General features: G+C 55.0%; 18 protein-coding genes. 4 read left to right on the plus strand and 14 right to left on the minus strand.

Translation table 11 applies throughout. The features are described from left to right. The 3 genes from WBC85_RS04375 to paaI all read right to left on the minus strand — a co-directional run. A partial coding sequence (locus WBC85_RS04375) for a TetR/AcrR family transcriptional regulator (RefSeq protein ID WP_424433455.1) occupies positions 1-256 on the minus strand: 256 nt, incomplete at its 3' end. After that, on the minus strand, positions 256-1,560 hold the full coding sequence (gene paaK / locus WBC85_RS04380) for a phenylacetate--CoA ligase PaaK (protein ID WP_424433456.1): 1,305 nt from the start codon (positions 1,558-1,560) through the stop codon (positions 256-258). The genes paaK and WBC85_RS04375, both read right to left, overlap by 1 nt. Next, on the minus strand, positions 1,557-1,991 hold the full coding sequence (gene paaI, locus WBC85_RS04385) for a hydroxyphenylacetyl-CoA thioesterase PaaI (RefSeq protein ID WP_424433457.1): 435 nt from the start codon (positions 1,989-1,991) through the stop codon (positions 1,557-1,559). Before paaI ends, paaK begins: the two co-directional genes overlap by 4 nt. An 89-nt stretch (positions 1,992-2,080) precedes the next feature. Between paaI and paaZ the strand changes: the two genes are divergently transcribed. Both paaZ and WBC85_RS04395 read left to right on the plus strand, forming a co-directional pair. Continuing rightward, the gene (paaZ, locus tag WBC85_RS04390) at positions 2,081-4,099 is read left to right on the plus strand and encodes a phenylacetic acid degradation bifunctional protein PaaZ (protein ID WP_424433458.1); all 2,019 of its coding nucleotides are present in this window, start codon (positions 2,081-2,083) and stop codon (positions 4,097-4,099) included. 7 nt (positions 4,100-4,106) lie between these two features. Beyond that, the gene (locus WBC85_RS04395; RefSeq protein ID WP_424433459.1) at positions 4,107-4,712 is read left to right on the plus strand and encodes a 2-hydroxychromene-2-carboxylate isomerase; all 606 of its coding nucleotides are present in this window, start codon (positions 4,107-4,109) and stop codon (positions 4,710-4,712) included. On the opposite strand, the gene maiA is transcribed toward WBC85_RS04395, so the two are convergent. From maiA to WBC85_RS04435, 8 genes are all read right to left on the minus strand, one after another. Further along, on the minus strand, positions 4,709-5,347 hold the full coding sequence (maiA, locus tag WBC85_RS04400; RefSeq protein WP_424433460.1) for a maleylacetoacetate isomerase: 639 nt from the start codon (positions 5,345-5,347) through the stop codon (positions 4,709-4,711). The two genes, WBC85_RS04395 and maiA, sit on opposite strands and share 4 nt — an antisense overlap. Then, a complete protein-coding gene (locus WBC85_RS04405) occupies positions 5,344-5,532 on the minus strand; it encodes a DUF2783 domain-containing protein (RefSeq protein WP_424433461.1) in 189 nt (62 codons plus the stop codon). The genes maiA and WBC85_RS04405 overlap by 4 nt, the downstream gene beginning before the upstream one ends. A gap of 2 nt (positions 5,533-5,534) precedes the next feature. Beyond that, a complete protein-coding gene (locus tag WBC85_RS04410; RefSeq protein WP_424433462.1) occupies positions 5,535-7,166 on the minus strand; it encodes an FAD-dependent oxidoreductase in 1,632 nt (543 codons plus the stop codon). Positions 7,167-7,295: 129 nt separating this feature from the next. After that, positions 7,296-8,171, minus strand: a complete 876-nt coding sequence (locus WBC85_RS04415) for a lysophospholipid acyltransferase family protein (RefSeq protein ID WP_424433463.1) — start codon at positions 8,169-8,171, stop codon at positions 7,296-7,298. 134 nt (positions 8,172-8,305) lie between these two features. After that, on the minus strand, positions 8,306-8,647 hold the full coding sequence (locus tag WBC85_RS04420; protein ID WP_424433464.1) for a RidA family protein: 342 nt from the start codon (positions 8,645-8,647) through the stop codon (positions 8,306-8,308). A gap of 13 nt (positions 8,648-8,660) precedes the next feature. After that, complete coding sequence (locus WBC85_RS04425; protein WP_424433465.1) at positions 8,661-9,359, minus strand: fumarylacetoacetate hydrolase family protein; 699 nt, start codon at positions 9,357-9,359, stop codon at positions 8,661-8,663. A gap of 87 nt (positions 9,360-9,446) precedes the next feature. Next, positions 9,447-11,690: a glycosyltransferase family 2 protein gene (locus tag WBC85_RS04430; RefSeq protein WP_424433466.1), complete on the minus strand. Its 2,244-nt coding sequence runs from the start codon at positions 11,688-11,690 to the stop codon at positions 9,447-9,449. Further along, on the minus strand, positions 11,687-12,724 hold the full coding sequence (locus WBC85_RS04435; RefSeq protein WP_424433467.1) for a glycosyltransferase family 2 protein: 1,038 nt from the start codon (positions 12,722-12,724) through the stop codon (positions 11,687-11,689). The genes WBC85_RS04430 and WBC85_RS04435 overlap by 4 nt, the downstream gene beginning before the upstream one ends. Before the next feature lie 133 nt (positions 12,725-12,857). Here WBC85_RS04435 and WBC85_RS04440 point away from each other — a divergent pair, with 133 nt between their 5' ends. After that, positions 12,858-13,631, plus strand: coding sequence for a hypothetical protein (locus tag WBC85_RS04440; RefSeq protein ID WP_424433468.1), 774 nt, complete (start codon positions 12,858-12,860; stop codon positions 13,629-13,631). Between the two features lie 14 nt (positions 13,632-13,645). On the opposite strand, the gene WBC85_RS04445 is transcribed toward WBC85_RS04440, so the two are convergent. The 3 genes from WBC85_RS04445 to WBC85_RS04455 are packed head-to-tail and all read right to left on the minus strand — an operon-like array spanning position 13,646 to position 16,124. After that, complete coding sequence (locus tag WBC85_RS04445; protein WP_424433469.1) at positions 13,646-14,227, minus strand: hypothetical protein; 582 nt, start codon at positions 14,225-14,227, stop codon at positions 13,646-13,648. After that, the gene (locus WBC85_RS04450) at positions 14,227-15,057 is read right to left on the minus strand and encodes a hypothetical protein (RefSeq protein WP_424433470.1); all 831 of its coding nucleotides are present in this window, start codon (positions 15,055-15,057) and stop codon (positions 14,227-14,229) included. Before WBC85_RS04450 ends, WBC85_RS04445 begins: the two co-directional genes overlap by 1 nt. Beyond that, entirely contained in the window at positions 15,054-16,124 is a 1,071-nt protein-coding gene (locus tag WBC85_RS04455) for a GSCFA domain-containing protein (protein ID WP_424433471.1), read from the minus strand. The genes WBC85_RS04450 and WBC85_RS04455 overlap by 4 nt, the downstream gene beginning before the upstream one ends. 416 nt (positions 16,125-16,540) lie before the next feature. Here WBC85_RS04455 and WBC85_RS04460 point away from each other — a divergent pair, with 416 nt between their 5' ends. Then, positions 16,541-16,918 (plus strand): hypothetical protein, encoded by a 378-nt coding sequence (locus WBC85_RS04460; RefSeq protein ID WP_424433472.1) that lies wholly within the window; start codon positions 16,541-16,543, stop codon positions 16,916-16,918. The last annotated feature ends 103 nt before the right edge of the window (positions 16,919-17,021 follow it).

Genomic DNA, 17,021 nt, shown 5'->3' on the forward strand with positions numbered 1-17,021 from the left:
CATCAGGGGTGAGCGCATTCAGATCAAGCCCGGCGAGACGGTCGCGCAGGGCGCAGAGATAGCTATCAAGGATGTCAAAAAGCAATGCATGCTTGCTGTCATAGTAGTGATAAATATTCGCCTTGGACACGCCCGCCGCAACCGCAACCTGCGCCATTGAGGCGCGCGCAATGCCCTCTTCGGCAAAGACGCGCGCTGCCTCTTTCAGAATATGCAGACGCTTTTCAGCGTGATCTTTGGCGATGGGGCGCGGCATCAGCCCCGATTATCCACGACGCGTACAGCTTTGCCTTGCGAGCGTGCGACAGTACCAGGATCGCCGACAATCACTTCGGTCGAAACGCCAACCATATCCTTGATCCGCTTGGTCAGCATCCGCGCGGCGGCGTCTTTGGCCGCTTCCGTATTCGCATCTGGCAGCATCTCAACATGCACGCGCATCGCGTCCATGCGGCCAGATTTATACAACTCGATCTGGAAATAAGGACCAAGACCGCCCGTCGCCATCACCTGTTCTTCTATTTGCGTCGGAAAAACATTCACGCCGCGCAGGATCATCATATCATCAGAGCGCCCTGTGATCTTTGCAATCCGCCGCATCGAGCGCGCTGTCCCCGGCAAAAGCCGCGTCAGATCGCGGGTGCGATAACGAACAATCGGCATGCCTTCCTTGGTCAGCGTGGTAAAGACCAACTCGCCCTCCTCCCCGTCCGGCAGCACTTCGCCTGTTTCGGGATTGATAATCTCGGGATAGAAATGATCTTCCCAAATGACCGGTCCATCCTTCGTTTCAACGCATTCATTGGCGACCCCCGGCCCCATCACCTCGGACAAACCGTAGATATCCACCGCGTTCAGATCAAAGGCGTCTTCAATCTCTTTTCGCATCGCTTCGGTCCACGGCTCTGCGCCAAAGACCGCGACCTCAAGCGAACTTTTGCGCGGATCAAGCCCAGCTTTATGAAACGCCTCTAGGATATTGAGCATGTAAGACGGCGTCACCAGAATGCCGCGCGGCTTGAAATCATTGATAAGGCCAACCTGCTTTTCGGTCTGGCCACCGCCCATAGGCACCACCGTCGCGCCCAGCTTTTCAATGCCGTAATGCGCGCCAAGGCCGCCTGTGAAAAGGCCATAGCCATAAGCGTTGTGAATTAAATCGCCCTTGCGCAACCCTGCCGCACGCAAGCTGCGCGCCACAAGGTTCGCCCAGGTGTCGATATCTTTGGCCGTATAACCGACAACCGTCGCCTTGCCTGTTGTGCCAGAGGACGCATGCAATCGCATGATCTGCTCGCGCGGGACGGCGAACATGCCAAAGGGGTAATTGTCGCGCAGATCGTTTTTGTAGGTGAAGGGGAACTTCGCGAGATCAGCAAGGCTTTGCAAATCGTCGGGGCTTACCCCCGCCTCGTCAAACCGCGCTTTATACATCGGCACATTGTCATAGGCGTGGCGCAGCGACCATTTCATCCGCTCAAGTTGCAGCGCGGCAATTTCGGCGCGCGGCGCAATTTCGATCGGATCAAGGATAGAGGGATCAGGTTTCAAGTTGCTCATATCTGTTCCTCGTCAAATAGCTGGCCTTTTATTGCGCGCGATAGCCCGCGCATTTCCGCGATGGTGCGCCCGTCCTGATTGCTCACGCGCACATCGTAAATTCCGTTACGCCCGTTCAGCGCGGTCTCATGCGCTTCGGCGGTCAGAACATCGCCAAGCTGCCCCGGCGCGATGAATGTAATCATATTGTTCTGCGCTACCGTGTTCTGGTTGCGCGAATTGCAGGCAAAGGCAAAGCAGCTGTCTGCCAGCGTGAAGATCACCCCGCCGTGGCAGATATCATGGCCGTTGCAATGGTGATTTTCTACCTTGAGCGTCATGCGCGCGAACCCTTCGCGCACCTCGCCCATTTCGATCCCTAGCCAAGGGGAAGCACGGTCATTTGCCCACATGGCGGCACTGGCGCGCGCGGCGCGTTCATCTGGTGTCATTGGCCCCTCCCAAAGCGGCATTTTCATTATTCCTTGCATAACCCGTCCAAGCGGTCAATTAATAACGAAACACTTTGGGAGATGCCGCCATGAGCCTGCTTCAGATCAACTCTTTTGCCGCCGGAGTGTGGATTGCCCCCGACAGCGCCGCCCGTCCGATCGAGAATGCCGTCACAGGCGAAAAGATGGCACAGGCGGGTAACGCTTCGCTGGATGTGCAGGCCATGCTCGATCATGCGCGCACCGTTGGCGGTGCGAACCTGCGCGCCCTTACCTTTCATGACCGCGCCCGCATGCTCAAGGCGCTGGCAGGTGTTTTGAATGACCATAAACAGGCGCTCTACGATATCAGCTTTGCCACTGGTGCCACGCAATCCGATCACCTGATCGACATAGACGGCGGCATCGGCACGATGTTCGTCTTCGCCTCCAAAGGACGCCGCGAAATGCCCGATGGGCATGTCTATCTCGACGGCGAAATCGAACAGCTTTCGCGCAGCGGCACTTTTCTGGGCCAGCACATTTGCACGCCCTTGCAAGGTGTCGCAGTGCATATCAACGCCTTCAACTTCCCCGTTTGGGGCATGCTCGAAAAACTCGCGCCCACCCTTCTTGCCGGCGTGCCTGCGATCGTGAAACCCGCCACTGCAACATGCTACGTGACCGAACTGGCTGTGCGCATCATGCTGGATTCTGGCATCCTTCCAGAAGGTGCGTTGCAGCTGGTTAGCGGTGGCTTGGGCGATATGCTGGATCACCTGACTTTGCAGGATGTCGTCAGCTTCACGGGCTCCGCGCAAACTGCGCTCAAACTCCGCTCCAATCCCCATATTCTTGAAAACTCGATCCGCTTTGTGGCTGAACAAGACAGCCTTAACGCGTCCATTCTTGGCCCCGACGCGGCCCCTGGAACGCCAGAATTTGACCTCTTCATTAATGAGGTCCAGCGCGAAATGACCACGAAAGCGGGCCAGAAATGCACCGCCATTCGCCGCATCATCGCGCCCGAAGATCATGTCGGGGCGGTCATCAGCGCCCTCTCAGATCGCCTCGCCAAAACCGTGATCGGAGATCCCAGCAACGCAGAAACGCGCATGGGCGCGCTGGTGTCCAATGCGCAGAAACGCGATGTGTTGGAAAAGGCCGCGATCATTGGATCAGAGGCGACGCAGGTTTATGGCAATGATGAGTTCCACAATCACAAAGGCGCGTTCGTGACGCCGATGGTTTTTCACTGTGACGATCCCGATAGCGCCAAGCGCGTGCATGACACCGAAGCCTTCGGACCCGTCTCAACCGTCATGGGTTACCGCGATATACCCCACGCCATTGCATTGGCGAACAAGGGCCAAGGCTCTCTCGTCGCCTCAGTCATCACCCATAATACAGACGTGGCACGTGAAGTCGCCATAAGCGCCGGTGCGTTTCATGGGCGGCTCTATTTCAACAACCGCGACTCTATGGGGGAATCGACAGGCCACGGCTCACCTTTGCCCCATATGGTGCATGGTGGTCCGGGTCGTGCGGGCGGCGGCGAGGAACTGGGCGGCGTGCGCGGCGTGATGCACTATATGCAGCGCACCGCGATCCAAGGCAGCCCCGACATCCTGACAGCGATCGGCGGTACATGGGTCGACGGCGCGGCTGAACACAAAGCCCCCGCGCATCCCTTCACCCGCACTTTCCACGAGGTCCAGATCGGCGAAACCATTCACACCGATCCGCGCACCGTCACCCTTGAGGATATCGAACATTTTGCCAATTTCACTGGCGACACCTTCTATGCGCATATGGATGATGCCGCCGCCAAGCGAAATCCGTTCTTTCCAGGCCGCGTCGCCCATGGCTATCTTTTGCTCAGCTTTGCCGCTGGCCTGTTTGTCGAACCGAACGAAGGCCCTGTCCTTGCCAACACCGGCCTTGATAACCTACGCTTTATGAAACCTGTACAAGCGGGTGATAGCATAAAGGTTCGCCTTACCGTCAAAAAGAAGACCCCGCGCAATGATGAGTACGGCGAAGTACGCTGGCACGTGACGCTTACCAATCAAGAGGATGACAAGGTCGCGGAATACGAGCTTCTAACAATGAACGCTTTCGAGAGGTAGCACAGTTATGCAAGTTGATTTTCTCTTTGATTTCTCAAGTCCGAACGCCTACCTCGCGCATCGTCTTATCCCCGGCATAGAGGCCCGCACCGGTGTCACATTCACCTATGTGCCCTGCCTTTTGGGCGGCATTTTCAACGCAACGAACAACAAATCACCCATGGAAACCAACGCCCATGTGGAGAACAAGATCAAATACGACTGGTTGGAGTTCGAACGCTTCCTCAACAAGCACAAGCTGACCGAATTCAGCTTCAATCCCAATTTTCCACTGCGCACCGTGTTTCTGATGCGCGCGGCAATTGTCGTGTCTAACACTGGCGATCTTCGCAAATTTGTTGACGCCGGGATGACGCTCGCTTGGGAAGATCAGATCAATGTTTCCGATCCCGCAATAGCTGCGGCTGCGCTTACTGAGGCGGGCTTCGACGGTGCTGCGTTGTTGGAAGCGACGAAAGACGACGCTATCAAAGCGCAGCTCTTTGACAGTACCAACGCCGCAGTCGCGCGCGGCGCATTCGGCATGCCCACCTTTTATGTCGAGGATGATATCTACTTCGGCAAGGATCGCCTTCGCGATGTCGAGGAAGACATCATGTCCCGTCTGGGTTAACTCGCGTCAGGCTGCGCTTCTGGCCTGGCTTTCTGGAACGCTTCCAGCTTCATCGCTTCTGTTTCGATCTCCAGCAGGCGCTCGAAGCCAGCCATGTCAACGCCCCAACGATGTGCATTATAAAGCTGCGCAACAAGACAAAGATCACATAGCAACGGCTCATCGCCGAAACTGAATTTATGATCGCCCTTCGGCAAAAGCGCGAGATAGGCGCGAAAGCCCTCAACCATCCAATGACGCATCCACGCGACGCCATCATCTTGGCTTGCCCCATGTTCTGCCTTAAGCCGCCCGACAACCTTCAGATTGTTGACGGGATGGATATCTAGGGCAATCGTATGCGCCGCCGCCAGCACCTTTGCGCGCGCAATAGGATCAGCAGGCAGCAAGGCAGGCTCGGGTTTCAGATGATCCAGATAATCCAGGATCGCCATGGACTGCGTCAGGACTTGCCCGTCTTCCAACACCAAACTCGGCACACCCTGCCCGGGGTTCACCGCAGTATACTCATCCGAGCGCTGCGCACCCGCGACCAAGTCAACCGAGCGGATCTCATATGCCAAGCCTTTCAGGTTCAGCGCCGCGCGTACGCGATATGAAGTTGTCGAGCGCCAGTACGAATAAAGAACCATCATTTCGCTGCCGCCTTGAGCGCTGCGCGCAGCACTTCGCCGTCACCAATGTGGTTGGCCAGTACAAGGATAAGCCGCGCGTTGAACGCATCGCTTTCCTCTTTGCTAAGCCCCTCATGTGCATCCAGCAAATCTGCATAGAAATCATCAGGGCGCTCGATATTCGGGTTCAGGTTCAGATCGCTCATGCTTAGGCCTCCTGCCCGATTGCGCGGCGCAATGCGGATCGCAGCGCGTCTTCGTCAAATGTGTTAAACCGCGCGGCCACATGTTGGTCGGGGCGGATAAGATAAACCGCTGAATTGGCATCCCCAAGGTAGCGCGCCGCTAGCTGACCGCTGGAATCATCCTTGCTCGATATAGTGACTAAACGGGGCTTTAGACCCGCTTCTTCAAAGCTGGCGGGCAGCATTGCATCAATCGCCAGCACGACAAAATCATCGCCAAGGTGCCGCAACAAAAACCCGTCACCCATAGGCGCATCTGGACAGGAACTTCCGGGGCGCGCACGCGCAGGACCGCCCGTCAGCGCATCTGGTGTATTCAAGGCACTTCCATCGTAAACGCAAGGCACAGACAGACGGCCAGAATTCACCAAGGGCCGCGCAAAGGCATGTTTCTCGGACAGGTTCAAAACCGCGTTGCGGAAAACTTTGCTGATCTCGGATTTGGGCGTTATGAAATCCGTCGCACGGGTTGAATTCTGAATGTTCTCATCCGCACCAAACGCGCGTTCGCTATTATAGCTGTCCATCAAACGTTCAGGTGCTGTTCCCGCCAGCACCATGCCCAGCTTCCAGCCCAGATTGTCCACGTCCTGCATGCCGGAATTCGCGCCGCGTGCGCCGAATGGCGACACCTGATGTGCGCTATCGCCCGCAAAGATCACCCGTCCCTCACGAAAGCGATCCATGCGCTTGCATTGGAATGTGTAGATTGATGACCAGACCATTTCATAGTCAACATCCGGACCTAGCATTGCATCAAGCCGCGCGCGGATGTTCTCTTCTTTCATCTCTTCCTTGCGATCCACGTCCCAACCTATCTGGAAATCAATGCGCCAGACGTCATCCGGTTGTTTGTGCAGCAGCGCCGAGGCACCAGATTTGAACGTGGGCTCAAACCAGAACCAACGCTCTGTCGGAAAATTCGCATCGCCCTGCATCTTGATATCCGCGATCAGGAAACTATCCTGAAAAACACGGCCCTCGAATTCCAGCCCTAGCATGCCACGCAGCGGTGAATTCGCGCCATCCGCTCCGATAAGCCAATCTGCTTCGATCGTGTAGGGTCCATCAGGCGTCATCACATCGATCACGACATGATCGTCCATCAATTTGACCGCATCGACACGGTTCTTCCCGCGCAATTCAATCGGAGCACCTTCTGCCTGCAATTCGCGAACGCGCTCGATCATGAACTGTTCGAAATAGGGCTGCTGCATGTTGATGAACGCAGGAAACTTGTGGCCGTCTTCTGGAAGCAGGTTGAACTCGAACACCTTACGATCTTCGTGGAACACTTTGCCCACATTCCAAACAACGCCCTTCGCCAACATCGGATCACCGCAGCCATAGCGATCGGCGATCTCAAGCGAACGTTTGGCAAAACAAATCGCGCGGCTGCCCATGCCAACGCCCTCATGGTCATCCAGCACAATCGCAGGTATCCCCTGCCGCCCCAGATCAAGCGCGGTTGCAACCCCGATCGGGCCGCCACCCATAATCACAACAGGATGCCGCGTTGGCGTTGCTGCATCCTGATCGGCGTTACGCTCATAAGGATAGGCCTTGAATGCCAGCTTATATCGTTCGTCCAACATTTCGGGTCCTCCCAAACCAAACTTATAAAGATGCGCTAGAAATACATCGTTACGTTTGTAACTGTTTTGCGTGGCGTGGGTTTCAAAGTCAATATGGTTTCAAATGTAACTTTATAGAAATAGCGCCGCTCACATGTCGTCCCAGCGTCGCAAAAGCCAATACCATTGCGATGGCTGCGCAAGAATCTGTGCGGACAGGCTGTCATTAAAAACACGCGTCATCGTCACGCTATCGGTATGGGGGATCGGATTTTCAAATTCGACGCGGTAGGCATTCCCGTCGTCGATGCGAATACCAAAAGCAGGCACCATCAGCAGATCATACTTTAGCGCAAGCTGCGCTGCAGAAAGAGATGTCAAAGCGTCTTGCCCAAGAAAAGGCAGCCGAACACCCTGCGAATACTTTTCATCCAGCAAGATCGAAATGATACCGCCCGCCTTCACGTGCGAAACCAGCGCTTTTGTTCCTGCACGACCCGTTGGCAGAATAGGCCTGCCACCTGCCTCGATGCCCGCTAGAATGCGGCGTTCGTAATGGCGGTTCTTGTTGGGGCGATAGACCGCCCCGCTTTCAAGGCCATGCATCTTTAGAACCGCACGCACCGCTTCCCATTGCCCGAAATGCCCCGAAACAATAATCGCGCCCCGGCCCTCGGATTGCGCCTTTTTTAAGTCGGCAAGGCCAGTGCCCGACACCCTGAACTTGTGATGCTGGGTCTGGAATTCGGCCAGATGATAAATCTCGAACAATGTGCGGCCCATGTGCCGGCCCATGTCCTGACCAAGCCGAGCGCGATCACCGCGTTTCATATTCGGAAAGATACGTCTTGCTTCACGATCAAAGCGACGCCCTGCCGGGGGAAACCACCGCATAACGGCAGCAAAGGTCGTGCCAAGCCCGCGAGAGCGCATTTCAAAGGCGCGCCATTTGATAACCGTAAGCGCAGACCACAAGGGAAAGTACCTAGCGTGATGCAACGCCGATTTGAGTGAGCTAGGTATCATAGCGCTGTATGGTCCCGTTCTGGTGCAAAACCAATCGAAAACGTGCAAGCGCTATTTGGCGTTGCCTCGATCAAGGCAAACTACGGGCCAAAAATATCAGCCCGCAGCCTTCTTACGCCAAAGAAAAGATAGCTTTATGCGACAGCCGCAATCACAATGATCTCAACCTTGAACTCAGGCGTCGCCAACTTGGCTTCACCTGTCGCGCGTGCAGGGGCCGCACCCTCTGGCACCCAAGCATCCCATGCGGCGTTCATTTCGGCAAAATCAGCCATGTCCGCCATCCAGATCGTGGCAGAAAGCATCTGCTCGCGGCTTGATCCCACTTCTGCCAAAAGCGCGTCAACCTTGGCCAAACAGCCTTCGGTCTGTGCAGTCACGCTGGTGCCTTCACTCACCTGACCAGCAAGATAGGCTGTGCCATTGTGAATAACGGCCTGACTCATGCGGGCGTTCGTATGCAATCTTTTGATCATCTCAGTCTCCTATTTATTCCGCTTGTGTAATCGTCAGCTCAACCGGGGCAAGCCCGTCAATCGAACCGTGCAAAACATCCCCCGCACCAACAGGGCCTACGCCCGCAGGTGTTCCGGTCATAATCACATCCCCTGCCTGCAAGTGATAAAGAGCCGACAGATCCGCAATGATCGCAGGGACGGAATGGATCAATTCTGCAAGGCTGGCATCCTGACGCGCCGCGCCGTTCACGCTTAACGCGATACGCTGATCGGCTATTTCACCAAATGCCTCCGCTTTGCTGGCAACACCAAAGACCGCGGCGTTTTCGAAATCCTTGGATGTATCCCAAGGACGCCGTTTGTCCTTGGATGCATTTTGCAAATCGCGCCGCGTCATATCAAGCGAAGCGCAATAGCCATAAACAACGCTCAAGGCGTCATCTTGCGAGATACGAAACGCGGGGGCACCGATCAAAACCGTCAGCTCCATCTCGTGATGGTAATTTTCTGTTCCTAAAGGATAGGGAATGCGCGCGCCGCTCGCGACAGCATGTTGAGCAGCCTTAGTGAAATAGAACGGCGCCTCATAGTCGGGCACATTGCCCATCTCTGCGGCATGGGCCGCATAATTCCGTCCAACGCAGAAAATCCTGTTTATTGGAAAAGCCGCGCTTTCCCCGTCAACACGAATGCTGGTGGTCGGGGCGATAGGGAACAGAAAATCGGTCATGGGTCTCTCCTAAATTCAAAGGCACATCGCCCGCTCCGCGCGCCCGTGTCAAGCATAGGCGGCAGGTTGGAGTGACCAAAGTTCTGACTAGTGCGCAGTCTCGCCCTCTAGCTCTACAGTGAAGAACCAATCGCCATCGGGGTCTCTTTCAACCACTTCGTCAGGCACAACCAGTGGCCCTGAAAGAAACACATTCGATCCGAAATGATGATGCAAGCGCGCCAGCTTTTCCTGCCGTGCCCCCGTCAATTCCTCGAAGAATTTTGAATAGTTCTCCGTCGCCTTCAGCTCGTCAATTTTGGCGCGGTGGCATTTGACCGAGTGCTCATGCGCGGCGGCAATTTCCGGATCGGACATCAACCGAGCCAGCTCTTCCTTCATCATCGGCAAGCGCGACAGGATCGAGGTTTCTTTCTCATAGTTGTTGTTCATGCGGAACCAGTAGGCGAGACCCTGATCGCGGTCCACATGGTTCACGCGGCCACGGTCCCGTTTGACCAGAAAGCTCTCGGCAGAGCGCACAGCGTAGTGATTAAGCTGCACCAGATCATAACCATAGGTCTCGATCGTCGAGCGCCAGCCATTGCGATACATCTCGCGCGGCAGCGGATTGCCTGATCCATTGACCCAATTGATATCTTCCCAGAGTTGCGGGTTCAGCCCTTTGGGACGATGCACGCCCAGCTTCTTGAACAAGCCGATATTCTGGAACAGCGTCTTGAACCCCCAGGCCTGATGCGGCTTGCGCGCGAATTCGGGCGCGCAGCGCAGGAACTGTTCGGTGATCGGCCCGTCAACATAATCATGCACATCACCATTGCCGAACAAACGCCAGGTCATCGCGATCATATTGGCATCAGGCACAGCCGCAAAAAGCGCGTCCAACGTGCCATCCCCAACCTTGATATTCACGAACTCGTCCACATCAATGCAGGTCGCCCATTTGGCCTTCTTAATGACGTCTTCTTCTTCAGCTGATTGAAGCGCCGCGTGCTGCGGTTTCAGATCCATCTCTCGAAAACGGTTCTCGCGCCATTGGCAAAGGCCCTTGCGCTCCAGCATTTGCAGCATTGTATCCGTGCCGTCTGTGCAGTCATTCGTGTAAACGATGATATCGTCAAACCCGATCGCGCGGTGATACGCGAGCCATTCCAGAATGAATGGACCCTCGTTCTTCATCGTCGTCACAATCGCGCAGCGGCCCCTGCCCTTTGACACGCTGTCCTGCTCGATTTCGGGCATACGCACAGGGTTATGGCCCCAAAACTCTGTCGCCTGTTCAAGCAATGGTGGATGTTCAATCAGCGATGTTTTCGGCACGATCTTGGAAATCGCCTCGCTCGGATGGCGCAGTGACATGTGGCGATAAAATCCCATCGTGCGGTTTTTGTCTGCCACAGCATTCCCCATACGCACCAACCGCCAAACCGCGTCTTCGGGTGCCTTGGACGGTGCGATGCACCAGCGCTGACGCCCACCACCTGCGTCGAATTGCACACAAATATGATCGGCAAACAACGTCGGTTGATCGTTACGCACGCGCCAAGGATAACAATGACGCCCGATCAGCGCGATCAACCCGCCCTCTGCCCCGACTGCCGCGTCAAAGACCGACACTTCGCCGCGCACCAGCAGATCATGGACATCGATATTCGCAACCGCGCGCACATGATCTAGGAACCGCGCACGGGCAATTTCGTAAAAACAAAGTGCCCCCAAAGGCGCATCCCAAGGGCTGGGCGGCGGCACAACCATGCGATCTTTACCGGGCGATTCAGCAACGCAGAACGGGTGCGCTTCCGCAGGCATGTCTGGCTTGCCGAAAGGTACGTCACTGCTGAGAAGCACGACCGTACACTCCAGTTTCGCTGCACCCTTTTTCAGCGTTTTGGCAAAGCCTTTGTCACTGCCAGGTTCAGCGCGATCAAAAATCACCGCAGCTGTCATTGCATGCTGTTCGATATGATAGCGCAGCCACGTCAAAACCGTTTCGGCGCTTTCACCATTGCGCACCGCTACCAACGCATTCGCGCCTTCCAGCAACTCCAGCTCCGCTTCAGCGGGGGTGATTTCAACAGGCTTGCCCGCGAACTCAAATTCCAGAGCGACGTTCTTCGGGATGTCATAGGTCACATAAGGTGCGCCGCCAACGGACCGTGTTTCGAGCACCGTCGCACGCTTGGGCGCAATAACCTGTTCCAATTCGACGCCGGCATCAAAGAACAGGGTTACAAGACGCGCACCATCAACATGCGCCTCAACTGCGTCCAAAAGGGTTATGCCCCCTTCGGTCTGGCTGGCCAAAAGACGTTCAATCACACGCGCACTCATAACTTGTCTTTCTGTAAAGTCTCAACCTGCGCAAGGATAAACGCACGGCCCTGTTCCCGCGTTGGCGGTGTGCTGCCTGTCAGTAGGCCAAGGCGAAAATGCAAGCGCAATGTATCAATGTCACCCATCGCGTCGTTGTAAAGTCTTGCCTGCGCGGCAAGGCATTCTGCAACCTCACGGGACGTGTCTGGCAAACACGCCAGTTCGGCGCGACTTGCTGGCAGCATCGGCAAAATCTCGGGAGCATCCTGTGAATTCCAGTTGCGCTCGGTCCAATAGGTCAGGCCGATTTCACGCTCCATATGATTGGGCAAACCACGCGCGCGCTTGGCAACAAATTCCTCGGTTGATCGCAATGAATAGTGGTTCAGCCACGCTTTGCGTGTGCCCTGCCCTATCCCGTAAAGCGATATCGCCCCGTCTTGCGCAACAAAGCCTTGCGGCAGTTCCGCCCCCTCTGGACCAAGCCAACGTGCGGGTTTGGATTTTTTGGCGCGCGGGCGATGCACCCCGAGCGCACGAAACGCAGATGGTCGGTGCAGGGTCTTGAACAAATGCCCCATCGGGAAATGCAGGTCCATCGGCGCTGCGCGCGTAAACCGCTCCGGGGTCAACCCCTCCCCGCGGCGCTCTTGCCCGTTTGAACCATACAAACGCCAAGGCAATGCAAGCGCATCAAACGCGCCCTGCTCTGCCTCAAGCTCTGCAATCAGATCACGAACCGTGCCTCCCTTGGGCAAGCACAAGAATTCATCGCAATCAAAGAACATCGCCCAGTCAGCGTCTTGCAACCAATCATGGTCCTGCGCCAACTTCAGCGCCTGCCATTGAACAGACTTCTTTCCCTTGGGTGAAAAAGAAACATGCCGCACGCGCGGATCAGCTGCCAAAGCATCCAACACCTCGCCCGTTGCATCCGTGTTGTCATGCGAAAACACCAGCATCCGATCAAAACCGGCGGCAAGGTGGTGCGCAATCCATTCAGGCGCGTAAGCGCCATCATTGCGCATGCATGTGATACCCAGAATACTCAAATCTGCTCTCTGCTCTCGCGATATTCGCGTTTTTTTCTTGCTTATAGGGCACTTCCGTAAACAAAGTCACGTAAACCCAGTTGATTGTTTCCGATTTGTTGGCAATGAGTCACAAAACGAAGAGGCGTACCTAATGATTACATTCGATCAAGCTATGGCCGCAATGGATGCGCCCCAAATCACTGAAATCAATACAGATGCGCTGGATGACAGCGACGTTCTGAATTTGATTTTGCAGCGCTCAGAGATCATTCGCGATCAAGAAAACTACAACCGCTACATCCGTGCATGGACACGCGGCAACGACACGCCGATTCTGGAACTGATCCAAACCATGGGCCGCGACACACTAATCCGCCGTGCTGCCGCTTTTATTTTCCTCGAATTTGAACAACTGCGCCACATCTTCGATGACAAAGCCCCGAAGAAAGTTGCTGATATCGGCTGCGGCTATGCGCTTTTCGATTTGTTTCTTGCCAAGGAATACGACAGCAAACTCGCGTTGATTGATTTGGAAAGCAACGACAACCGTCACTTTGGTTTCAAGGAATCCGGCGCGGCTTATTCAAGCCTCACCAATGCCTCCAAGTTCCTTACGGACAATGGCGTCAAAAAGGCTTCGATAAAAACCTACAATCCAGAAACCGATGATCTCAGCAAGATCACCAAGCTGGACTATGCCTTTAGCTTTATCTCTTGCGGCTTCCATTATCCTTGGTCGACGTATGAGGAGTTCTTCAAAACAAACGTCGCGCCTGAGGGACGTATCATTCTCGACATCCGCAGCCACAAACTGGGCGAACACGTGCGCGAAATGTCCGGCATGGGCTTTGTGCGTTCTGTGGTAATGGCTGCGAACAATACCGCAGATCGGATTATGATCGTGAAGTCATTGAAGGCGGCGTAACTGCCTTCAAACCTTCAGAAATGGCTTGAAAACTTGCCGATAATTTCGGTCATCTTGGCGCGCGGTAGCTCGGTTTTATTCACAGTAAATCGCGCCATGTTGCCGACTGTTTCTTCTTTTTCAAGATAATCCTCAATTACGTGATAGCCTTTGCGGCCTTCGTAATCGTCAAACAACAGAACCGTTTCACGCTCACACCGCAGCATTGCAGTCAACGCACAAGCCACGCGAAACCGGCCGTCGACCAGAATAACATCGGGATGTTTGAATTCCGGAGTGTCCCAAATTGACAGCGGATAAAAGTGATAGCGCTGAAAACCCTCCGTATCGACGGGGCTGCCCCATTTGCCAGTCACACCAATGTTGATGTGCTGCATCATAGGCTTCGAGACAGGCTGTGCCTCGTTGAACCAACGGCGCATCTGGCGGGTCCAGAGCTTGCTGCTTTCTACAGAGAAGATCGTCTTGCCCGGCATCTCGGATGCCATCACCGTTGATCCGCCACTGCCATATTCCAGTATGACATCAGCCGCCTCATAGTGCTTTCGCACCAGATCCGCGACCTCGGGAGTGAACGTGAGTTCGGGTCGTTCCATTATGCAGCTACCTGTTTTGCCCCATCAGACGGTAGCGCAGGAAAAGCCGACCGCAAAGCGCCTTCTGCAAACCAGGTTTCCCAACACAGACGGCCGAAATCGGCATTCATATGAAAAACGTCAAGCGCACGATGTTCCGCGCCCCCGCCCTTGCGAAATTGCTTGGAGCCTTCCGCAAAGCTTTTCCGCGTCATCACGCCATCGACGATTGTCTCTTTTGGCTGGCGCAACACTTGAAAACCCTCTGCCTCAAGTCGGGCATCAAAGTTATCCATTATCTTTTGAACAAATGCTCCGTCCCCTGCTGCGATCAGCGGGCGGTACATCGCTTCGCGCCATTCAATCTGCGTAAGAACTTCGCTTAGGAACGGTTGCCAAACAATAAAGATCGGCGCGTTGGTATGCGCGCGCAGCGTGCGTGCAGTATGCAACATCATGCCTGATTTCAGCTCGTCCCAAAGCGCCTCTTCCAGCGTGGCATCACTGACAAAGTTGCGGGCCGTTTCATGGTTATGTGTGCTGGGCGTCGCAAAATTCGCGTAGTCACGGATCAGGTTGTTCGGGAAGAATTTCATCCCCGTCAGCACGAACGCTTCATAACGATCCGCTTCAACAAAATCGCCCGTTGTCGCAATGCCCTTAAAAAATGCTGCGGCTTCGGGATCAAGCGGGCCGAGTTTGCCCTCGATTTCCCCGAAGCTTTTCATGCCATCTTTCAGACAGCCAAAAAAATCGGCGTGAACGTGATCCGCAAAGCCGGTCAGCGGGGGCCATCCATCCTTGAGGGCGGCGACATGGGAATTTCCGATTACACATAGGTGGGATGTCATTTGTTAAATGCCTCCAACAGAACTTCTTCACATACCAGATCATCATCGCTTGTTGGCTCGTCGGTTTCTGGTTTTGCTTTGGCGTCGGGCGCGGCTTTCACTGCCCCGCCTCGCGGATCATGCTCGCTAAGGAACAGGCGCATGGCATTTTCGACACCGGGCGCAGAGACAGAGCGCAGGTTGCGTTCATAAAAGATACCGCGCGATGATGGTGCCGTAATCAACTCATATGACGGGTAATAATCAATCAGCTTGTTGCGCTGGCTCAGCTCACCGCACACCCCGCGCAAGACCGACTTGGAATAGGTGCTGGCGGACAGAACATGATCGCCGCAGGCCGTAGCCGTCAAAGGCACGGGGGAAACGGTAATGATACATTTCAAACGCCGCCCGCGATGGGCGCGCATAAGTTTGAGAAAGCTGGAGAACGCTTCGATCGTCTCGGAATGTGTATAGTTGTGGAACGCGTAGACCTCTGGATCAAACGTGCCTGCAATCGTGCCGGGGGCCGTCGGATAAACCGTACCTGTTTCGCGATGAACCCAGGCCTCGGTCAGACCGAAGGTGAAGACAAACACATCCATCTCCATGAACATTTCGGCCACATTGCGTAGATGGAAACGGCGCGCCATGCGCACCTCTTCTTCGCTGGCCCAACCCCCTGGCTCAACGCCGGGGCGCTGCGCGTCATAGAAACGTCCGTCCTTTTCCCAGATCGGTTCGGCAGGCTCGTGCCCGTCCAGCGCCTCTCGGGCCAGTTGCAGCAACTGCGTCGGGGTGTAAATGTTGCCATATCGGCAGGTGTAGATCCCGAACGAACGCGCCTTGGCCGCCTCTTCGCCCATTCCGCTTGGCGCCGGCTCCATCTGCATGACGTTAAAGCTGCGCCCTTTCAGATGGCGCGCAATATGCTGGGCAAAACAACTACCCGCCGTTGCAATCGCTTCGCTTTTGCGAATGCCGAACTTGCGCCGATAAAGATCATCCATCGCAAGAGGGCTTTGTTCAGCGACACCGCTGCTCCAAAACGCACGCGGGTCTAACCCTGAATATGGGGAACTGCTCATCAATATTATCCTGCCTATACGATCTTTGTCGTGCTTGATCCAACTTAACAGGTCTATTTTGGCAACAATATGACGCTGAAAGAAAAATTGTTTCTACAATCAAGCGTTGCGATCATTGGGCCACAGTCTGTCGATGAAAACTATGGTTCCTGACCTTGTGGGAACCCCAAAATGACCGCAGCTTTCCTTGCTTTCGACCCAATTGCTACCTAGCCTCGAGTGCGAAACGAGATGGAGCACGGCAATGACCCAAAGAACTTTCTGGCGACGACCGCATTGATGGCCTTCTTTCGACGGTAGAACCGACGGTTTCGCCTGTTCTTTCATGGCACACCGCCAACGAACTTGGCACGGCCGTATCGCTGGATATCAGTTTTCTGGCTTCTGCCACGAATGGCGTCAGCGGCTTTGATGCTATGGACGCAATCCTGCAAGCCGACACACTGGCCGCGCTCCAACACTACTCTGACGTTGCTAACATCACGTTCAATTCTGTCGGTGCAGGCCTTGGAGATTTGAATTTTGGTACAGCGGCCTTGCCCGGTACGCCATACTCTTACACTGCGGGCGTCGCTTACTACGGGTATTCCTATAATTCACAATCTGCGCATTTGACCAATGCCAATGTCTATATCACCAACGCAGTAAGCGGATATGACAACGCCGATGTCGGGGACGCCTCCTACACGACATTGCTACATGAAATCGCACATAATGCCGCGTTTCGGATTATGCCGCGCCGATCCGAACGACCAGTTGCGTTTCAGTTAGATCGGCGCGGCGTGTCGGCATAATTCAGAGCGCTTCGAGGAACGCCAAGAGTTCGTCACCCGGTCGATATCGTCCACCCGTCTGGTCAACCGGCTTTGTCAGAGCCATCGCCCTTTCTTTCAGTTC

Source organism: Planktotalea sp. (assembly GCF_049680325.1).
Lineage (GTDB): Bacteria > Pseudomonadota > Alphaproteobacteria > Rhodobacterales > Rhodobacteraceae > Planktotalea.

What these genes read in the sequence shown, in the direction of transcription:
- WBC85_RS04425 (WP_424433465.1), bottom strand. Translation starts at nt 9,359, where the DNA reads ATGACCGATTTTCTGTTCCCTATCGCCCCGACCACCAGCATTCGTGTT.
- WBC85_RS04415 (WP_424433463.1), bottom strand. Translation starts at nt 8,171, where the DNA reads ATGATACCTAGCTCACTCAAATCGGCGTTGCATCACGCTAGGTACTTT.
- WBC85_RS04450 (WP_424433470.1), bottom strand. Translation starts at nt 15,057, where the DNA reads ATGACATCCCACCTATGTGTAATCGGAAATTCCCATGTCGCCGCCCTC.
- WBC85_RS04395 (WP_424433459.1), top strand. Translation starts at nt 4,107, where the DNA reads ATGCAAGTTGATTTTCTCTTTGATTTCTCAAGTCCGAACGCCTACCTC.
- paaK (WP_424433456.1), bottom strand. Translation starts at nt 1,560, where the DNA reads ATGAGCAACTTGAAACCTGATCCCTCTATCCTTGATCCGATCGAAATT.
- WBC85_RS04420 (WP_424433464.1), bottom strand. Translation starts at nt 8,647, where the DNA reads ATGATCAAAAGATTGCATACGAACGCCCGCATGAGTCAGGCCGTTATT.
- paaZ (WP_424433458.1), top strand. Translation starts at nt 2,081, where the DNA reads ATGAGCCTGCTTCAGATCAACTCTTTTGCCGCCGGAGTGTGGATTGCC.
- WBC85_RS04455 (WP_424433471.1), bottom strand. Translation starts at nt 16,124, where the DNA reads ATGAGCAGTTCCCCATATTCAGGGTTAGACCCGCGTGCGTTTTGGAGC.
- WBC85_RS04405 (WP_424433461.1), bottom strand. Translation starts at nt 5,532, where the DNA reads ATGAGCGATCTGAACCTGAACCCGAATATCGAGCGCCCTGATGATTTC.
- WBC85_RS04410 (WP_424433462.1), bottom strand. Translation starts at nt 7,166, where the DNA reads ATGTTGGACGAACGATATAAGCTGGCATTCAAGGCCTATCCTTATGAG.
- WBC85_RS04440 (WP_424433468.1), top strand. Translation starts at nt 12,858, where the DNA reads ATGATTACATTCGATCAAGCTATGGCCGCAATGGATGCGCCCCAAATC.
- WBC85_RS04445 (WP_424433469.1), bottom strand. Translation starts at nt 14,227, where the DNA reads ATGGAACGACCCGAACTCACGTTCACTCCCGAGGTCGCGGATCTGGTG.
- WBC85_RS04460 (WP_424433472.1), top strand. Translation starts at nt 16,541, where the DNA reads ATGGACGCAATCCTGCAAGCCGACACACTGGCCGCGCTCCAACACTAC.
- paaI (WP_424433457.1), bottom strand. Translation starts at nt 1,991, where the DNA reads ATGACACCAGATGAACGCGCCGCGCGCGCCAGTGCCGCCATGTGGGCA.
- maiA (WP_424433460.1), bottom strand. Translation starts at nt 5,347, where the DNA reads ATGATGGTTCTTTATTCGTACTGGCGCTCGACAACTTCATATCGCGTA.
- WBC85_RS04430 (WP_424433466.1), bottom strand. Translation starts at nt 11,690, where the DNA reads ATGAGTGCGCGTGTGATTGAACGTCTTTTGGCCAGCCAGACCGAAGGG.